15 protein-coding genes and 1 pseudogene are annotated in these 17,264 nt (G+C 63.5%); 7 read left to right on the top strand and 9 right to left on the bottom strand.

The window, feature by feature from the left end; translation table 11 throughout:
• Positions 1-122 precede the first annotated feature (122 nt).
• Both P6U27_RS08605 and P6U27_RS08600 read left to right on the top strand, forming a co-directional pair.
• On the top strand, positions 123-1,607 hold the full coding sequence (locus P6U27_RS08605; protein WP_174221562.1) for a mannitol dehydrogenase family protein: 1,485 nt from the start codon (positions 123-125) through the stop codon (positions 1,605-1,607).
• Between the two features lie 94 nt (positions 1,608-1,701).
• Positions 1,702-2,109, top strand: a complete 408-nt coding sequence (locus tag P6U27_RS08600; protein WP_122401798.1) for a nuclear transport factor 2 family protein — start codon at positions 1,702-1,704, stop codon at positions 2,107-2,109.
• A gap of 24 nt (positions 2,110-2,133) precedes the next feature.
• On the opposite strand, the gene P6U27_RS08595 is transcribed toward P6U27_RS08600, so the two are convergent.
• Positions 2,134-2,907, bottom strand: a complete 774-nt coding sequence (locus tag P6U27_RS08595) for an HAD family hydrolase (RefSeq protein WP_244607925.1) — start codon at positions 2,905-2,907, stop codon at positions 2,134-2,136.
• A gap of 155 nt (positions 2,908-3,062) precedes the next feature.
• On the opposite strand from P6U27_RS08595, the gene P6U27_RS08590 reads away from it, so the two are divergent.
• Both P6U27_RS08590 and P6U27_RS08585 read left to right on the top strand, forming a co-directional pair.
• Entirely contained in the window at positions 3,063-3,911 is an 849-nt protein-coding gene (locus P6U27_RS08590) for an SDR family oxidoreductase (RefSeq protein WP_407193855.1), read from the top strand.
• A gap of 122 nt (positions 3,912-4,033) precedes the next feature.
• On the top strand, positions 4,034-5,302 hold the full coding sequence (locus P6U27_RS08585; protein ID WP_122401796.1) for a serine hydrolase: 1,269 nt from the start codon (positions 4,034-4,036) through the stop codon (positions 5,300-5,302).
• 60 nt (positions 5,303-5,362) lie between these two features.
• On the opposite strand, the gene P6U27_RS08580 is transcribed toward P6U27_RS08585, so the two are convergent.
• Positions 5,363-6,250: a dienelactone hydrolase family protein gene (locus P6U27_RS08580; RefSeq protein WP_122401795.1), complete on the bottom strand. Its 888-nt coding sequence runs from the start codon at positions 6,248-6,250 to the stop codon at positions 5,363-5,365.
• A 682-nt stretch (positions 6,251-6,932) separates the two neighbouring features.
• On the opposite strand from P6U27_RS08580, the gene P6U27_RS08575 reads away from it, so the two are divergent.
• Positions 6,933-7,511 (top strand): MarR family winged helix-turn-helix transcriptional regulator, encoded by a 579-nt coding sequence (locus P6U27_RS08575; protein ID WP_407193854.1) that lies wholly within the window; start codon positions 6,933-6,935, stop codon positions 7,509-7,511.
• A gap of 12 nt (positions 7,512-7,523) precedes the next feature.
• Here P6U27_RS08575 and P6U27_RS08570 read toward each other — a convergent pair.
• The 5 genes and pseudogenes from P6U27_RS08570 to P6U27_RS08550 form a co-directional block, all read right to left on the bottom strand.
• Positions 7,524-7,928: pseudogene (locus tag P6U27_RS08570) on the bottom strand (hypothetical protein); the annotation flags it as partial.
• A gap of 298 nt (positions 7,929-8,226) precedes the next feature.
• Complete coding sequence (locus P6U27_RS08565) at positions 8,227-8,568, bottom strand: transposase (RefSeq protein WP_244608010.1); 342 nt, start codon at positions 8,566-8,568, stop codon at positions 8,227-8,229.
• The gene (locus tag P6U27_RS08560) at positions 8,529-9,185 is read right to left on the bottom strand and encodes a transposase (protein ID WP_407194423.1); all 657 of its coding nucleotides are present in this window, start codon (positions 9,183-9,185) and stop codon (positions 8,529-8,531) included. The genes P6U27_RS08565 and P6U27_RS08560 overlap by 40 nt, the downstream gene beginning before the upstream one ends.
• A 385-nt stretch (positions 9,186-9,570) precedes the next feature.
• Complete coding sequence (locus P6U27_RS08555; protein ID WP_122404748.1) at positions 9,571-10,671, bottom strand: IS4 family transposase; 1,101 nt, start codon at positions 10,669-10,671, stop codon at positions 9,571-9,573.
• Between the two features lie 820 nt (positions 10,672-11,491).
• Positions 11,492-13,069, bottom strand: coding sequence for a porin (locus P6U27_RS08550; RefSeq protein ID WP_122401793.1), 1,578 nt, complete (start codon positions 13,067-13,069; stop codon positions 11,492-11,494).
• 506 nt (positions 13,070-13,575) lie between these two features.
• Between P6U27_RS08550 and P6U27_RS08545 the strand changes: the two genes are divergently transcribed.
• Positions 13,576-14,055: a MarR family winged helix-turn-helix transcriptional regulator gene (locus P6U27_RS08545; RefSeq protein ID WP_122401792.1), complete on the top strand. Its 480-nt coding sequence runs from the start codon at positions 13,576-13,578 to the stop codon at positions 14,053-14,055.
• Between the two features lie 39 nt (positions 14,056-14,094).
• Here the strand turns inward: P6U27_RS08545 and P6U27_RS08540 are convergent, their stop codons facing one another.
• Positions 14,095-15,153 carry an alpha/beta hydrolase gene (locus P6U27_RS08540; protein WP_407193853.1) on the bottom strand — a complete coding sequence of 353 codons (1,059 nt, stop codon included), beginning with the start codon at positions 15,151-15,153 and terminating at the stop codon, positions 14,095-14,097.
• A 208-nt stretch (positions 15,154-15,361) separates the two neighbouring features.
• Entirely contained in the window at positions 15,362-15,787 is a 426-nt protein-coding gene (locus tag P6U27_RS08535; protein WP_129146097.1) for a hypothetical protein, read from the bottom strand.
• 78 nt (positions 15,788-15,865) lie between these two features.
• Here P6U27_RS08535 and P6U27_RS08530 point away from each other — a divergent pair, with 78 nt between their 5' ends.
• The gene (locus P6U27_RS08530) at positions 15,866-16,930 is read left to right on the top strand and encodes a ketopantoate reductase family protein (RefSeq protein ID WP_122401790.1); all 1,065 of its coding nucleotides are present in this window, start codon (positions 15,866-15,868) and stop codon (positions 16,928-16,930) included.
• Positions 16,931-17,264: the final 334 nt, after the last annotated feature.

Raw genomic sequence — 17,264 nt, 5'->3', positions numbered from 1 at the left:
GCGAGGCACCCGTCGCCCCCGCGGCCCGCCAATTTTGGAAAATTGGTCTTGCCAATTGACCGGAGCATTGACCTGGTACGGGCGCCATGTCAAGCAGCGGCCAAACACAGGGAGAGACGACCATGCGCCAGACTTCGATGCGTCTTGGCCGCGCCAACCTCGACCGGCTGCCGCCAGCCATCCGCCGCCCGGCCTATGATCGTTCGCGCGTCACGCCTGGCATCGTGCATCTCGGCCTCGGGGCGTTTCATCGCGCGCACCAAGCGGTTGTCATCGATGACTGCCTTGCCGCCGGAGCCACGTCCTGGGGTATCGTCGGCGCCAGCCTGCGCAGTCCGGACACGCGCGACGCCCTCGCCCCGCAGGATCATCTCTACACAATTGCCGTGCGCGCCGCCGAAGGCACCGAGCACCGCGTCATCGGCGCCCTGCTCGACAGCGTCGTCGCGCGCGAGAAGCCGGCCGCGCTGGTGGAGCGGATGGCCAATCCCGCTACGCGCATCGCGTCGCTGACGGTCACCGAGAAGGGCTATTGCCACACGCCGCAGACCGGCGACCTCGACGAGCGGCATCCCGACATCGTGCACGATCTCAACAATTTCGATGCGCCGCGCTCGGCGCCCGGATTCATCGTCGCCGCGCTGGCACGCCGGCGGGCGCTAGGCGCCATGCCGTTCACCGTGCTGTGCTGCGATAACCTCGCCGCCAACGGCCATACGGTGCGGCGGATCGTGACGCAGTTCGCTGCGCTGCGCTCAAAGGATCTCGGCAAGTGGATCGCGGATGCGGTCGCCTTCCCCTCGACCATGGTCGACCGCATCGTGCCGGAGACGACGGATCGCGACCGCGATGCGGTCGAATCGGCGCTCGGCATGCGCGACGCCTGGCCGGTCATGACCGAACCCTTCACACAATGGGTGGTCGAGGACCGCTTCACGGCGGGCCGGCCGGACCTTGCCGCAGCGGGCGTCGAGCTCGTCACTGATGTCAAGCCGTTCGAGTTGATGAAGCTGCGGCTGCTCAACGCCAGCCATTCCGCGCTCGCCTATCTCGGCTATCTCTCGGGCTACGAAACCATAGCCGATACCATGCAGGATCCGCATTTTGCGCGCCTTGCCGCGCAGGTGATGGAAGAAGCCGCGGTGACGCTGACGATGCCCGCGGGCACCGACCTCGCCGCCTATCGCGCCTCGCTACTCAAGCGCTTCGCCAATCCGGCGCTGCATCACCGCACCTGGCAGATCGCAATGGACGGCTCGCAAAAGCTGCCACAACGGCTGCTCGGCGCGATGCAGGATCGCCTTGCGAGGGGCCTGCCGATCGCAACGCATGCGCTCGCGGTGGCCGGCTGGATGCGCTACGTCACCGGCCTCGACGAGCAGGGCCGATCGATCGACGTGCGCGATCCACTCGCCGGCGAGTTCGCCGCGCTGGCGCGCGAGGCGGGACCTGTTGCCGAGCGGCTCGCGCCCGCGCTGCTTGGTGTCGCAAAGGTGTTCGGCCCGCTCGGCGCCGAGCCGCGCCTGCGCGAGGCCGTCACCGCGGCGCTCGGCCGTCTCTACACGGTTGGCGCGCGGCAGGCCGTGGCAACGCACGTCTCGGCATGACCACGAAGCGGGCAGCATCTTGAATGCTGCACTGCAGCCAAAATCGACGGAAGTCGCGCTTGCTTTTTGCCAGTCATTGGCCCACCCGAGAGCGATGGGAAAGGACAACAAGGTCATCGCCGCCAACGCGGCCTTCTACGCCGCGTTCTCGACGGGCGACTTCGCCGGCATGGAACGGATGTGGGCGGACGACGACTCCATCTCCTGCATCCATCCCGGCTGGCCGGCCATCATCGGGCGCGCCACCGTGATCGGAAGCTGGCGCGATATCCTGCAAAACCCGCACCGGCCGCAGATCGTCTGCGCCGAGCCGCAGGCGATCATCGACGGCGACAGCGCCCGCGTGCTCTGCATCGAGATCGTCGACGGCACCGCCTTGGCCGCCGCCAACCATTTCCGCCGCGTCGGCGACGACTGGCGCCTGGTACACCATCAGTCGAGCCCGATCGCGCAGATTGTCGAGCAGGCTGAGGACGATAGAACGAGTCACCGCGTCCACTGAGCGTGGCGATCACGCCAGCGTGATCTACTGTGCATGGGGTTGTTTTTCAGTTTTTTGTTTGGCGGTCCCGAGGTCCGACAGATCATCCAGCACGACCCGCGCCGCGGTGAAGTCATCGTCGCCGAAGAACATGCTGCGCGTGATCAGAACCGGGATACCGGCGCGCGAGGCCGCGATCAGCCCGTTGGCGGAATCCTCGATTGCGACGCACGCGGCGGCGTCCAGCTTCAGCCGCGCCAGGATCTCGATATAGACGTCCGGCGCGGGCTTCTTGTGGCTGACATCATCGCCGGCGACGACCGCCTCGAAATCCGCGGCCCAGCGCTTGCCCAGCGCCCGCGAGAGCAGCGCGTCGATGTTGCCGTGCGAGGTGGTGGTCGCGATCGCAAGCCGCTGGCCCCGCGCCCTCGCCGCAGCGAGCAGGTCCGCCACGCCCGTCCGTAAGGGGCAGCAGCCGGCCTCGACCAGCTCGGCATAATGCGCGGTCTTGATGCGGTGGAGCTCTGCAATCTCCATGTCCGACAATGGCGGAGCGGCCCCCAGCCTGGCGTGGTAGGCGCGCATGCGCTCCTTGCCGCCCGTCACCCGCAGCAGGTCCTTGTAGACGGCGCGGTCCCACCGCCAGTCGAGACCGTGGCGAGCGAAGGCGTGGTTGAAAGCCTGCCGATGCAGCTCCTCGGTCTCTGCCAAGGTGCCGTCGACATCGAAGATTAGTGCGGCCGCACGGCGGATCAGCTCGTTGGCGTCGCATCGCACTGTCGCGGGCGCCTCTCTCTGCGTGATCGACCCGGTCGCCAACTGCGCCTCCCTCCCGACCTACCTGTGACGGATGACCATCCCGCGAAGTGGCAGGCGAGACAAATCGCAATATCTTTTGCCGGACCCAAAAATCTCTTATGAGCGAACTACGCGCGACGTCGCGAACGGGAACTTTCGACCTGCACGGGAGACGCATGCGGCTCTTCATCCTTGGCCTCGGCTACAGCGCCCGGCACTTCGTCGGCAAATACGGCGACGGCTTCTCGCACATCGCCGGCACCGTGCGCGATCCCGCGCAGCGGAACGATCTCGCCGGCCTCGAGGTGCATCCGTTTTCCGGCCGCCCTCCGTCGCGCGAGACGGTTCAACAGGTTCGCGATGCCGATGTCCTGCTGGTGTCAATCCCGCCCCGCAACGGCGGAGATCCCGCGATGGCGGCGTTCGGCGGCGTGTTCCAGGGGAGCCGCTGCAAGGTCGTTTATCTCTCCACCATCGGGGTGTACGGCGATCACGGCGGTGGATGGGTCGACGAGAGCACGCCGCCGCAGGCAACCCTCGACCGCACGCGCATGCGGGTTGCTGCGGAGCAGGCCTGGATGGACGCGGCGCGCGGCGATGCCGTGATCCTGCGGCTTGCGGGCATCTACGGCCCGGTCCGCAATGCGCTGGTAACGCTGCGCGCGGGAACGGCAAGGCGCATCATCAAGCCGGGACAGGTCTTCAACCGGATCCATGTCGATGACATCGCGAGCGCGATCATGGCCGCTGTTCATCACCAGGGCGGCGGCATTTGGAACGTCTGCGACGACGAGCCCGCGCCGCCACAGGACGTGATCGCCTATGCGGCGAAGCTGATGGGGGTGGCGCCGCCGCCTGAAGAAGCGTTCACGACGGCCGAGATGTCGGCAATAGCCCGCAGCTTCTATGCCAGCAGCGCACGTGTCTCCAATGCGAAATTGAAGCGCGAGCTCGGCGTCACGCTGGCCTGCCCCACCTATCGACACGGCCTCGACGCACTATGGCGCGCAGGCGAAGGGCGATAAGGCTCCTGCGCTCCCACGCTTTCCAGCCATGCCTCGCCCGCGCTTGACTTCATCCCAGCGCGGTCGTGATCTAGGCATCGAGCGAGCCACCGAACAACGAGCTCGTCCCTTGGGAGGATGCAATGAACAAGACGATCGCCATGATCGCGGCGACGGTTGCCGTCGTCACGCTCAGCGCAGCGCGGGCCGCGCCGCTGCCCGAAGCCAGTCCCGACGATGTTGGATTTTCAAAACAAGGCCTTGCGCGGCTCGACAGCTTCTTCGCACGCGAGATCGCCGCCAAGCGCGTCCCCGGCGCGGTCGTTGCGATCGCGCGTGACGGCAAGCTCGTGCACTACAAGGCCTATGGCGTGCTCGATCCGGACAAGGGCACGCCGATGCCGGTCGATGCGATCTTCGCGCTGGCCTCGATGACCAAGCCGATGGCAGCGGTCGCCGGCCTGATGCTGATGGAGCAGGGCCGGCTGCCGCTCCAGGCCAAGCTGTCTGATTATTACCCCGGCTTTGCCGACATGAAGGTCGGCGTGCCCCAGGGCGACGGCTCGCTCAAGCTCGAGCCGCAGGCCTCGCCGATCTTCATCCACGATCTCTACCGGCATACGTCGGGCCTGATGTATGGCGGCCGGCCGGACTCATCGAGCCCGGTCGCACGGCAGTATCCTGATGGCATCGCGCCCGCGATCGAAGGCGACACCCAGGCCTTCATCGACCGCATTACAAAACTGCCGCTGGCGCACCAGCCCTCGACCGAGTTCGAATACGGCTTTTCGATCGACGTGCTCGGCGCGGTCGTCGAGAAGGTCAGCGAGCAGAAGCTCGGCGACTATCTCGCCGCCAATGTCTGGCAGCCGCTCGGCATGAAGGATGCGACCTTCCACCCGATCGACGCGCAGCGTTCGCGCCTCGCCCGCCCATTCGCGAACGATCCGCTGACGGGCAAGCCGCAGGCCATCAAGCTCTTGGACACCCCAACCAAGTTCGATTGTGGCGGCGCCTGCTCGTTCGCGACGGTCGGCGATTACATCCGCTTCGGGCAGATGCTGCTCAACGGCGGCGAGCTCGACGGGCAGCGCATCCTCTCCCCGAAGACCGTGCATCACATGACGGCCAACCATCTCGGCCCCGAGATCAAGAACAATGTGGCCAATATCGAGCCGCATCGCGGTGGCTTCGGCTTCGGCCTTTCGGTGGCGGTCCGGACCAGCGAGGGCCTGTCGTCGGTCCCCGGCAATCCCGGCGAGTTCACCTGGAACGGCGCTTATGGAACGCAATTCTTCTGCGATCCCAAGGAGCGTCTCGTCGTGGTGGTGGGGACGGCCGCGCCCGGCGAGCTCAGGAAATATTATCGCGAGCAGGTTCAGGACATCGTCTATGGCGCGATGACCAAGTGAAACCTGTGCGCTGACATGAAAAGGGCGACCGATCGGCCGCCCTTTTGTTTGGGCCCGACGTCAGCTCAACACGCCGTACTTCTTGAACCAGGCCTCGGCCCGCTTCCAGGCGTCTTCCGCGGCGTCCTTGCGGTAGCTACCGCGATAGTCGGCATGGAAGCCGTGCGGTGCATCGGGGTAGATCTTGAACTCGGCTGTCTTCTTGTTCTGCTCGAGCGCTGCCTTCATCTGCTCGACCTGGGCAACGGGAATGCCGGTATCAGCACCGCCGTAGAGGCCGAGGACCGGCGCCTTCATCTCGGGCGCGAGCTGCATCGGACTCTTCGGCCACAGCGGATTGGCGGGATCGACCAACGTTCCATAAAAGGCAGCGCCCGCCTTGAGAGCGCCGCTGTGGGCGGCGTACTCCCAAACCGTGCGGCCGCCCCGGCAGAAGCCGATGATGCCGAGCCGGGTGGCGTCACCGCCTTGCGATCCCGCCCACGCCACCGACGCATCGAGATCCGACAACAGCTCGGCATCCGGCTTCGCATTCACCACCGGCAGCAGGTCCTTGACGTCCGCGATCTTGGTCAGGTCGACGCCCTTGCGGAAATAATAGTCGGGTGCGACCGCCAACGCGCCGAGCTTGGCGAGGCGTCGCGTCACGTCCTTGATGTATTCGTGCAGGCCGAAGATCTCCATCGCCACGATGATCACCGGCGCCTTGGTGTTGCCGGCCGGGCGGGCGAAATAGGCGGGCATCTCTTCGGAGCCGACCTTGATCTTGGCATCGCCGGCCTCGAGACCCTTGGTGTCGGTCGTGACCACCTCGGCGCGGACCGGCCCGGCCGCAAGCGTATAGCCTGCCGCCACGGCCGCGGTGGCACTCATGAATCCACGGCGCGAGACCGGAGCACTTTTGGTCAGGCCGACGACGTCGGACGTCATGGTGGTTTCGAAGCTCATTGGCCATTCCTTCCTGCTGATTGGCATCCCCCGGGGCGACGCATTCGCCGATAATTGCCGGCGGAACGCAAGTCACCACCTGCGAGCACGCTCGCTTTCACGCCAAGCCACGAGGGCCGGCGATCGTCGAATTTTGAGGATGTTGCCGAGAGTGGCTGCCGATGCGACACGGTTGAGCGCTGAACCGCATTGGATTCCCAACGACACTTCGACGTTCCCTGGATAGGGCGTGTGCCGGATTTAACCGTCTAGCTGCATTGCATCGCAACATCCGTTAACCGAAAAATGCGGTTCTTCCCTGTGGGCCCGATCGTCGGACGTCGCAGTGAATGCTGTTGTTCGTTCACTCGACAGGCACAGCCGCAACAAATGGCAATCGTGATGACGACGCTGACAAGTCATGTTGCTCATGCATCGCAGATCGTCGCCAATTCTCGTGCGAACCGTCGTTATTTGATTGAAGTTTTCGGAAAATCTGCGTCGCGCGATTTACTCAATTTTCTTTGTGACGCCCTAGTTCCACGGCCGGAAGTTCCATCGCCGGAAACGGAGAGGCTTCCGCCCCGACGCGTGATCGGCCGCCCGCCAACGGACGAAAGAGCGCCCGGGTTTCATTCCCGTCCACTCAGATTGCGCTGCCCAAGGCTCAATTGAACAAACGTCTATCCGACCTGGAACTGAAATGAATTTGGCTCGTGAATCGATTGAACTGTTGGAGCAGGCCGCGCGAATCCTATGGTTCGAAGGCACCAAGCACGGTTTGCGGGACCGCGAATGGATGGCGCTGCGGTTCCTCTCCCGCGCCAACCGGTTTTCCCGAACGCCGTCGGCGCTGGCGAGCTACGTCGGCACCACGCGCGGTACCGCCTCGTTCATCATCGGCGAGCTCGAGCGGCTCGGTTATCTCGAACGAAAGCGCTCGGCCACGGACAAGCGGTCGGTGATGTTGAGCGTGACGCAGCAGGGCAAGAAGTTCCTGGTGCGCGACCCCGTGAACGTTCTCGTCGAGGCGATTGCCGTTCTCGACGACGAGGTCAAGATCCGCTTCCGCGACACGTTCCGGAACGTGCTGGACCACTCGGATGCTGCCGAGCAGCGGCACCACACGGACATCTGCAAGCGGTGCATCTTCTTGCGGGAAGATCGCACCAGCACGGACGGCAAGACGACCGTCGAGTTCAGCTGCCGCCTGTTTCGCGCGCCGATCGCGGAGGCGGAGGTCGAGCTGCTATGCACCAGCTTCGAGCATCACCGCCAATAGGAGGCGGTTCGATCAAGGCGTTGCCTTGCGCGACGAATAGATGACGCCGCCGCCGGCTTCCACCACCAGGCGTCCGTTCTCGTTCCTGATCTCTTCGATGCGGCCAAGACCGGGCACCTGTTGTCCGAGCACCGCCTCGATGACGCCGTTCGGGCCTTGCAGGATCGCAATCCCCTCATAGGCTTGGCGGACCGACCAGCCCTTGATCGTCTTCCGCGGCGCAGGCGCACGCTCGGGCGCAGGCACCGATCCCGTGAATTCAGGCGCTGTGACCGAGGCCATCATCGGCCCTTGCTGTGGCACCGGCTGCGATTGCACGATTGCCGGCGCGGGAGCCTGGGCCTGCACCTGAGCGAGCTTGTCGAGCTTCGCCGTCGAGGACGAACTCACCCGCTCGATCCGGTCCAGGGATGAGGCGGGCGCCCGCAATGACGGAGCAAGAGGCATCGGCGCTGCTCTGCTCCCCGATCCACGTTTGAATCGCAGACATGCCCTCCCATTCTCGCGGCTGATTTCGCCCGAGCTTTTGCTTCGTCGCTCCACCCTCTCGATCCAAGAGCAACTGTGGCGAAGTAGCCCGGCGATCGGCCGGCCTCAAGGCTGGCGCTGGCGCGCCCCCGCCTGCGGCGGCTGACGGCCTTGACCCCGTCCGCTCACCGGTCTGTTGGCTTTGCATGCGCTCGGCCGAGGTCCGAGCGCGAGATAGGCGCGCTCGTCAGGCCACCCTGTATTTCTTCGGATCCCACGTCTCGCCGCGCGCGATCATGGTGTTGAGGATGATGATCAGCTTGCGCATGCAGGCGACGATCGCGACCTTTGGCGGCTTGCCCTTGGCAATCAGCCGTTCGTAGAAGGCCTTGAACACCGGATTGTTCAGCGTTGCGGCACCGACACAGGGCATGTAGAGGGCATTTCGCACCCAGCGGCGGCCACCCTTGATGCAGCGTTCACCTCGACGTTTGCCGCTATCATCGTCATAAGGAGCAACGCCCATCAACGCGGCGGCAACTTCGTCGCTCACCTGCCCCAGCTCCGGTAGTCCTCCAAGCAGCGCCATTGCGGTCCCCTCAGCAAAGCCTGGTACGCTCTGGATGATCTCGGCGCGTTTGGCAAAGTCCGGCGTTGTCTTGATCGTCGCCGCGATCGCGGTCTCGAGCGCGGCGATTTCGTCAGCCAGCTTCTTAAGAAGACGCGCGCGAGCCTTCTGACAAGGGCCGGCGCCTCATGCTCCTTCTGCATTTCCAGGCGAGCCCTGACGTCAAGCAGGCCTTGGCGTCCCTTCACCAGTGCCTTCATCTCCTCGTGAGCGGGATTGTCGACTTGGCTGGGAGCCTCGCCGAATGTCTCGGCGAACCAGGAGATCATCTCCGCGTCGATCTTGTCATTTTTCGCAAGGCGTCCCGCCGATTCCGCAAAGTGGCGAACCCGTTTGGGATCGACGATCCGTACTTCCAGCCCTGCTTGGCGCAACGCCTTGGCCCATACCCGCTCGTAGCCGCCGCTTGCCTCCATCACTGCCTTGCCGACCTGATGCTTGCGAAGCCATGCAATCAAGCTCCGTCGCCCCGCCGCGGTTGTTGGGCAAGTCTTCCGCTCCGTTACGGTCCGAATGCACGCATCAATCTTGTCTTTAGCGACATCGATGCCGACGACAACCAGATCGTCTTGTGTCATCATCCACTCCCTTCCTTGCCTGGTACGGGCTCGCAGCCCTTGCAACTGTTCGGGTTCAGGAAGACACCGGAGCTGTCCCTTGCTCTTTAGCAGGCTCTGTCGCCTTTGGGCGCAACGGGCTCAGTTCCGGCAACGGGCGGTTCTGATCCAACCGCCCGTTGCCACATTCTGGCAGATTTCGGGGACACAAGGGCGCAGGGAAGGCCGCATAGGCGTTAAGGTAGCGCGAGCATCGATTGATACGGACGTTTTCGAGGAGGCTCGCGCAGGTGCCGCCCAAGCGCTCGCTTTCTGCGGCGAAAGCAACGGATGGTTGGTTGTGGAATGATCGCTTGTAGCAAGGATGCAACGAGTTGTTGCAAAACACGCCAAGCGCCAGGTGCCGTCAGGCGGCCTGCGTCCAGCGGGGAGAGTCCTCGAAGTCGCGGGCAAGCGGCTCGAGCAGCAGGATGATCAAGAGGTGTGCCAGCAAGTAGGGCTTGGCGGAGCGCGGATCGGTTCCAGGTGGCGTCTTGAGACCAATCAGACTCTTCAGTCGCTTGAAGCCAAGTTCGATGCGCCATCGCAGTCGATAGAGCGCGAGTACATCCTTGGTGGAGAACTCGTCCCGCGCGAGCGACGTGACCAGAATGACCCAATCCGCGGCTTCCAGAGTTTCTTTGGAGATGACGCGGTTTTCGTCTTGTGCGTCGCGCCGGGCTTTACGGCGCGAAGCCGCGACTGCACCGGCGGGCTTCTTGACTGCGACCAGACGCATAGCCAGAGGCGCACCGTCCTTGCGTTTGATCCAAATCCTCCGATCGATCAGTCCGTGCGCCTTCGCCGCACGCAATTGGGCCATCAGATCGAACGCAAGGCCTTTGGCATCAAGCCAACGTGCGTTCTTCCAGCCCGCTCGGATCAAAACGTCTGCCCCGGCGTCGCGCACAGCGGCGATGCGGTCAGGTTGTAGATAAGCGCGGTCAGCAATGCGGATCTCGTTCTTGACCACCGGTATCCGGTCAAACGTTTCGCCTTCTTGCTGATCTGTCAGCTCGAAGTGACCAAAGCGCTCATATGGCAGATCGAATGCACTATGAACGCGCCAAAGCTCACTGTTCCTGCGCGCAGCCGGTCCTGCCTGAGGCACTGTCGTCGCATCGATAATGCGGATCAGGCGGCCTCGGCTCGCTTTCGGGGCTGCCGCAGCGAGCAAGCCCTCCACCAGCACTGCAAACCAATCGCCACATTGACGCAGGCGATAGAACAACGCCACGCTGCTGAGGTCGGCAAGGCCAACAGAAGCGGCCCACGCGGCTGTCGATCTCAACCCTCTTTCACCCAGACAATAGGCCAGCATCAGCCGAAGTAACGCCACCGCATCTGGAATTTGGCGCCGCCGCACGAAAGCCTTCGTCTGGCGCGCACTTATTTCAAGCTGCGCAGCCCCGCCGAGCTGCGTAACCACTCTCGTCCAGTCCTCGTTCAGAAGCGATTCGTCTGCCATCCCGCCTTGGAATCACGTGTGATTCCAACACTCAAGAACAAACTTAACGCCTATGGGGAAGGCCGGGTGCCGGCTGGCACCCACGGTCCGCTGTGCGCGTGTAGCGCAAAAGGAATTGCACAGCGGCATACAGGTGAAGCCGTACACACGGCCTTCCCTGCGCAGTGGTCGGACGGCTTATGCCGCGGTCTCCCGGGAGCCGAGTTCCTTCTGGCCTCCCTCACCCCGCGAATTGACGATGCCGTCCGCCCGGTCGGGCTCGCGCGCATCTTCGAAGGGCTTGACCGTAGCAACGACGGCCAGGACCACACGGTTTTGCCGTACGCGCGGCTCGCATGTTCGCGCAGGGTTTTCCCGCGCTGTCGACGTCACGGGAAAAATGCTGGCGAGACGAACCTTTCAGCGCCGCTCGTCCGCACGCGGCTGCGAGCTCACAGGGACTACCCGCCCTGCCCGCACCCTTCGTGCCGACGCTGCCGCGTCCACCGCAACCCGACTCGCGACACGTGACGACACAAGATCGCCCCTCAAGACTGAGCCGGGATGGGCGACACATACGACAAATCCGAATTTCTGTAAAGTCGAATATTTTGGCGGGGACGGATTGACAACGCCGCCTGTGGAAACATCCAGGTGTTTTGCCCGTCGGGCGCCGTAGCCCGGATCGAGTGTTGTCCGGCATCGCACCGCTCATTCTACAGCGCCCCGGATTACGCTTCCGCTCCGTCCGTACGAGGGGCATCGGATGTCACGCAGAATGCACACAAAAAAACACCCGGCGGTTTCCCGCCGGGTGTTCGTTCCACTGGTTGGAAAGATCTTACCAGTTGCGCTGGGCGCGCAGGATCATGGCGATCGAGTCCTGGTCCTTCAGCTCGTAAACCGCAGGCGGCTTGGCGGTCGTGGCGGACGGGCTGATGGCAACCGTACCCGAATACTTCTGGTCGAGGTGCGTCCAGGAGAGGTCGGCCGAGAACGTCAGGTTCTTGACCGGGGTCCAGCGGGTGACGATACCGAGCTGGCCGATCGCGAAGTCAGGGTTACAGCCCGTGACACCGGCGAGGCCGCCGAACACGCCGCCTGCACCGCTAGCGCCGCAGAGCGTGGTCTTGGCAAGCGTGCCGAACTGGGCCTGAGCGTAGGCACCGTAGAGCGCGGAGTTCCAGTTGGGATTCCAGTTGTGGGTGTAAGCGCCACGGAAGCCCCAGGTCTTGACCGTCTCCTGCTGCGAGCCGGTGATGTACACCGTGTCAGGAGCATTGGCGAAGCCGATGCTGCCATAGGCACCCGCAAGGCCCGAGCCGCCGAACAGCGAATACGTGCTGCCCGACAGGTTCTGGAAGTTGTAGCGGGTCGCACCGTCGGTGTAGACGCCCTGGATGTTGATCGTGTCACCCGCGCCGGTCGGGATGTTCTTGATCGACAGAGCGAGCTGAACCGCCCAACCCCACTTGTCGTCGGGGTGGCCAGTCAGCTCGTTCGCGCCGTAGTAGGCAACGTGGTTGTCATGCGCAGCGACCGACGCCTGGAAGAGACCCCAAGCCTGGTCGACACGCACCTGACCAACGAGGTTCGGCGAACGGGAGCCGCCGATGGCGTTGGTGCCGTACGAACCACCGATCATGCCACCCACGCTGGCGCCGGACATGTTGAGGTTGCCGGCCTGATAATATGCCGTCGCGTCTTCCGCCGAGAACGACGCCGTCACGCCCTGACCGAAGTCAGCGGTATAGGTGAACTGGTTGACACCAGTGACCGTGCCACTGCCGCCGACGAGATTGTCAGTGATGTTGCCCGGATAGTTGGTCCAGGGCGCATCGAACTGCGACACGGCCTTACCCATGGTGAAGCCGGCGAACTGGATGAAGGCATAATACACGCCGAGCGCACCGCCCGAGGTACCGCCGTCGGTCGGGTTGATCGACGAACCGACCAGCGCCGGGGTCGCACCCGAGGTGTTGAGCGCCAGCGTGCTGCTGTAGGCGGTGCCGCCCGTCGCAGAACCGGTGCCGGAATAGTTGCCGGTCGTCCAGGTGAAGACCGCATCGAAATAGGTGCGGACCACGCCGTACTCGGTCGCGGTGCGCGTGTCGATGTTGAGGTCTTCACGAGCACGGAAGGTGTAGTAGTTGGCGAGGCGGTTGCGGGCGCCGGCAACACCGCTCTGGTTCGGGTTGAAGTCCGAGTTGGTGTTCAAGTTCGCGTCGGCGCGCAGATAGCCGCCCAGCTTGATGCAGGTGTCGGTGCCCGGGATGTAGTAGAAACCGGCGCCGTACAGCGAGCAGATCTTGACGTATTCGACCGCCTTGGCCTTCACCGGCAGATCGGCTGCGAACGCCCCGGAGACGGCCATCAGGCCGGCTGCCGAGCCGAGAAACAGCGTCTTCGTTAACTTCATTCGTAAACCTCCAGGTCGCTTCATGGGGCTCGGCTCCTCGGAGGACGCCGCTTCACCCAGTTTGATTTCCGTTCAATTCAGGTCCGCACTGAAGGTCCGGACTGAAACGACAGCGAGGTGCCCCCCCTCCGTCGTTCCTTTCGTATAGTTTATAAAAACAATCGCCTCAATTTGTTGATTTGGTAAATCGTTGTTTCCGGCGCGGATGTGGCCCAAAGGCAACAGAGCAGTCCTTGCGAGGCCATAAATAAATGAAAAAACCCTCAGGGGGCATCCCGAGGGCTTTTTTTGGAGGTCTCACGTCGCCGGCCGTGACAAGGTCAAGAGCCAAAGAGAGAGTGGCTGAGACGTAATTTAATCAATTGATTTTTGCAAGCACTGAATTGTCGCTCGCTTCCGGGCTGCAACATCTACGCCATCTTCGTGCGCGACAGGCGAGACGCCTGCTCAATATCCCGTTACTATCCGGAAAAAGGGATCAAAGGAATAGAACGAGGGAAGCCAGGGTGCTCGAGAAGAAGCTCAACAGGGCGATTACGGACTTCATTTGGAACGTCGTCGAAATCCACTCCCAGCTGGAGGACATCCACACCAGCTGGGCCGGACTGCTGGGCATCACCCAGCCGCAATGGCTGATCCTGATGGCCATCACCGAACTCGATGAGGGGCGAGGCGTCGCCGGCATCGACATCGCGAATAAGTTGCGGGTCCACCCCGCGTTCGTCACCAACCAAACCAAGACGCTCGAAAAGCGCGGATTTCTGTCGCGACGAGCCGCCCCGGACGATGCCCGCTTCGTTCTGATGTCGCTCACCGCAAAGGCGACCACGGAGATCGAAAAGCTGGCCAAGCGAAAGCTCGCCCTTAACTCGACCATGTTCAATGAACTCGACGAAACGACCTTGGCCGAGTTGAACGCCACGCTCGCGACGATCGCCAAGAACGCCCGGCTGGCGGCACGATTGCTGGCGATCGAGACTTCATGATCGGCCTGGCCCCGGCGCTTCACAGGTCCACGTGACGCGTTAGAGGTAAGTCACGGGATCGAATTGACGAGCCGCTCCAAACTTGCTGTCGAGCCATTGGACAATGAAATTGTCGGCGGCGATGAAATTCTCGACCTCACCCAGCGGGTGCGGAATGCGGTTCGGCACGACGACCGAGCAATCGGCTCCGGCCCGCCAATAGGTGGCCTGTAACTCGAGAGCCTCTCGCTCCCGCAGCATCGAGCGGCTGCCAACCACCATGAGAAGCGGGCAAGCGATCCGATGCGACGGCGGCAACTCGCCATTCGAGGCTCTATCATCGACGCCGGTCATCCAATGCACCGATGCGCGACGCGCGACCGAGGTCAACAGTCCCGCGTCGCACACGGCGGCGGCTATCCGGCAGTCCGAAACGGCGAGGCGGGAGGCACGACTGGCGCCCGTCCCTTCGCCATAGACCGCGATCTGCTGCGCGTCGACATCCTGACGCGCTTCCAGATAGTCCAGCCAGCACTGAAGCATTTGCTCCGGCTCCACGCCGCGGCGACCGGGTGAGGCGCCGGCAGCGAGGAAGAGGAGTGACGTGGTCCCGCCGCGTGTGGCCGGCAACAGCCGGCTCATCATCGAGTCCAGCGTGATGTCCTCGTCACCGATGCAGATGATTGCGGGCGCGCAAGGTCCGCCACGCGACGCCGGCACGAAGAAACCGGACAGCGGGCCCCGATCGAGGCCATCGATCTCGACGCGCTCGATCGCCGGACCGAACCCGTCCATGAAAGCTTTCAGGTTGGCTCCGACCTTGCCGGCGAGGCCAGCCAGCGCCGGGTCCTCCGGACAGGACAAGCTTCGCGCGACTTCGAGGGCCGTGAGCGAACACAGCCCCGCTTCCGACGAACCATCTCTGCGCGCGGACTCGGCGAACAACCGGTAGTCGTCTGCAACCCGCAGCCAGTCCGCGACCCACAGATGTCTGTGCGTCTCACGCGCGAGCTCTGCACTGGTGAGGCTTTCGAAGAATTCGGACACGCGATTGCGCAAGCCCGTCAGATTGCGACCGGCACCGTCGCGCGAGCCGTGAGGCCAATGATCACCTTCCATGTCACCCCCCGAACGGCGCCGTCAGCGGCTGCCCGGACATGGATGGCGAGAACGCAGCGCAATCTCCGCACCGCGTGCGCCCGCTTGCGCCTTTCGCGCGATACGATTCATCCTGACGATCGCTCCGCCGTCGCTTCGCGCAGCGAAGTTGCCGGCGCTCCATCGTTCAAACGAGCCGGTCCCGATACGACGTCCCCGCCGGCTCAACTCAGTCGTCACAGCTCAGCTCCCTTGCTGACACTTGGTCTGCGCCCCGCGCCATTCTGCCATTTTCGCGGTCCCCGGTTTGTAGTTTTTTGTTGTGACGGGCGCCTAAAATATAGAGGGGGCTTGATGACAGAGGAGGCAATCGCGATTTCAGCCGCAGATCCGGCGGATCGTCATCTGATCGTCGCAAACCACCGCGACGCGCAGCTCCAGCTGTTTGCCTCTCCAGCGAGCCGGAAGGGCGATACGATTTTGCCGAATTATTCGAACCGAGATTCTCGGCATCGTGACCGAAGCGCCGTGCTTGCCGTCCTGACTTTTGCGAGCTTGCCGCGGCACGATCCTTGTTGAGCTCCTCGTCGAAATGCGAACGAAGCGGGAATATCACCGCCTTGTATGCATTATCCCAGTTGCCAGTCTCGCGCACTTCGCTTTACATGCGGCCAACCCGCCCTCGGACCAGGACCGAGGCCCAAAATCACATGACCGCTCTGAGGGACGAAACATGGCGCGTAACATTTTGATTCTTGGAGCTTCGTACGGCTCGCTGCTGGGCACGAAGCTGCTGATGGCGGGTCATAATGTGACCCTGGTCTGCCGCGCCAAGACCGCGGAGCTGATCAATCGGGACGGTACCGAGGTGCGCATCAAGTTGCGCGACGAGGCGGTGCATCGGGCCATCTTCTCGCGCGACCTGCCCGGCAAGCTCGATGCGGTGACGCCGGCCAATGTCGACCTCTCCCGTTACGATCTGGTGGGCCTTGCGATGCAGGAGCCGCAATACACCAACCACACGGTGCGCGTTCTCATGGTCAAGATCGCCGCGGCGAAACTGCCGTGCCTGTCGATCATGAACATGCCGCCGCTGCCCTATCTGAAGCGGATTCCTGCGCTCGCGGACATGGAGCTCGAGGAAGCCTACACCAACGCGCAGGTGTGGGAGCGGTTCGAGCCGGGACTGGTGACGCTGTGCTCGCCCGACCCGCAGGCCTTCCGGCCGCCGGAAGAGGCCGCCAACGTGCTTCATGTCGGCCTGCCGACGAATTTCAAGGCATCGGTCTTTGCCGACGAGAAGCACAACAAGCTGCTGCGCGAGCTCGAATCCGATATCGACGCGGTGACGCTCGACGGCCATGACGTGCCGGTGAAGCTGAAAGTGTTCGACTCATTGTTCGTGCCGCTGGCGAAATGGTCGATGCTGCTCACCGGCAATTACCGGTGCATCACGCCCAATGAGCCGCAGTCGATCCGCGACGCAGTGCATGGCGATCTCAAGCGCTCGCAGACGATCTACGACCATGTCGACGCGATCGCCCGCCGCCTCGGCGCCGATCCGCAGGACCAGGTGCCATTCGCGAAATATGCCAAGGCCGCCGAGAGCCTGCTCAAGCCGTCCTCGGCCGCGCGCGCGGTCGCGAGCGGCGCGCCCTTCATCGAGCGCGTCGACCTTCTGGTGAAGCTGATCTCGCATCAGCTCGGCGTGCCCAACGCCGAGATCGACCGCACCGTCGACACCGTGGACCAGAAGCTGAACGAGAAGATCGTGCAGGGCGGATCCGGCGCGCAGTGACTTCGCGCCACGCGCTCGGAAATCATTGAAGCCGGGCCAGGCTGGTCGCCGCGACAGCGTGACCGCCCCGGTGCGCGTGACCAAGTTGCGATGTCCGAGCCGGCGTCCGTGATTGTTCCCGGTGTGGCGCAAACTCACCGATAGTTCTCAAGCCACGTGATCGGGTCGCGCTCACGCGCGAACCGCAGGTATCACGACTGCGTGAGACGACGGCATGCCGCCCGTCATATCCCGCGCTTCGCGGGCAAAGCAGGCCGATTCGACGCGAAAGGCTCCGCCTTACGTGCAGACCCTTCATTCGCGCAAACGTTGCATGCGCGCAGGACCGGTCCAG

The organism is Bradyrhizobium sp. STM 3566, assembly GCF_045571445.1.
GTDB lineage: Bacteria > Pseudomonadota > Alphaproteobacteria > Rhizobiales > Xanthobacteraceae > Bradyrhizobium > Bradyrhizobium vignae.
This window is presented reverse-complemented; position numbering and strand designations above follow the sequence as displayed.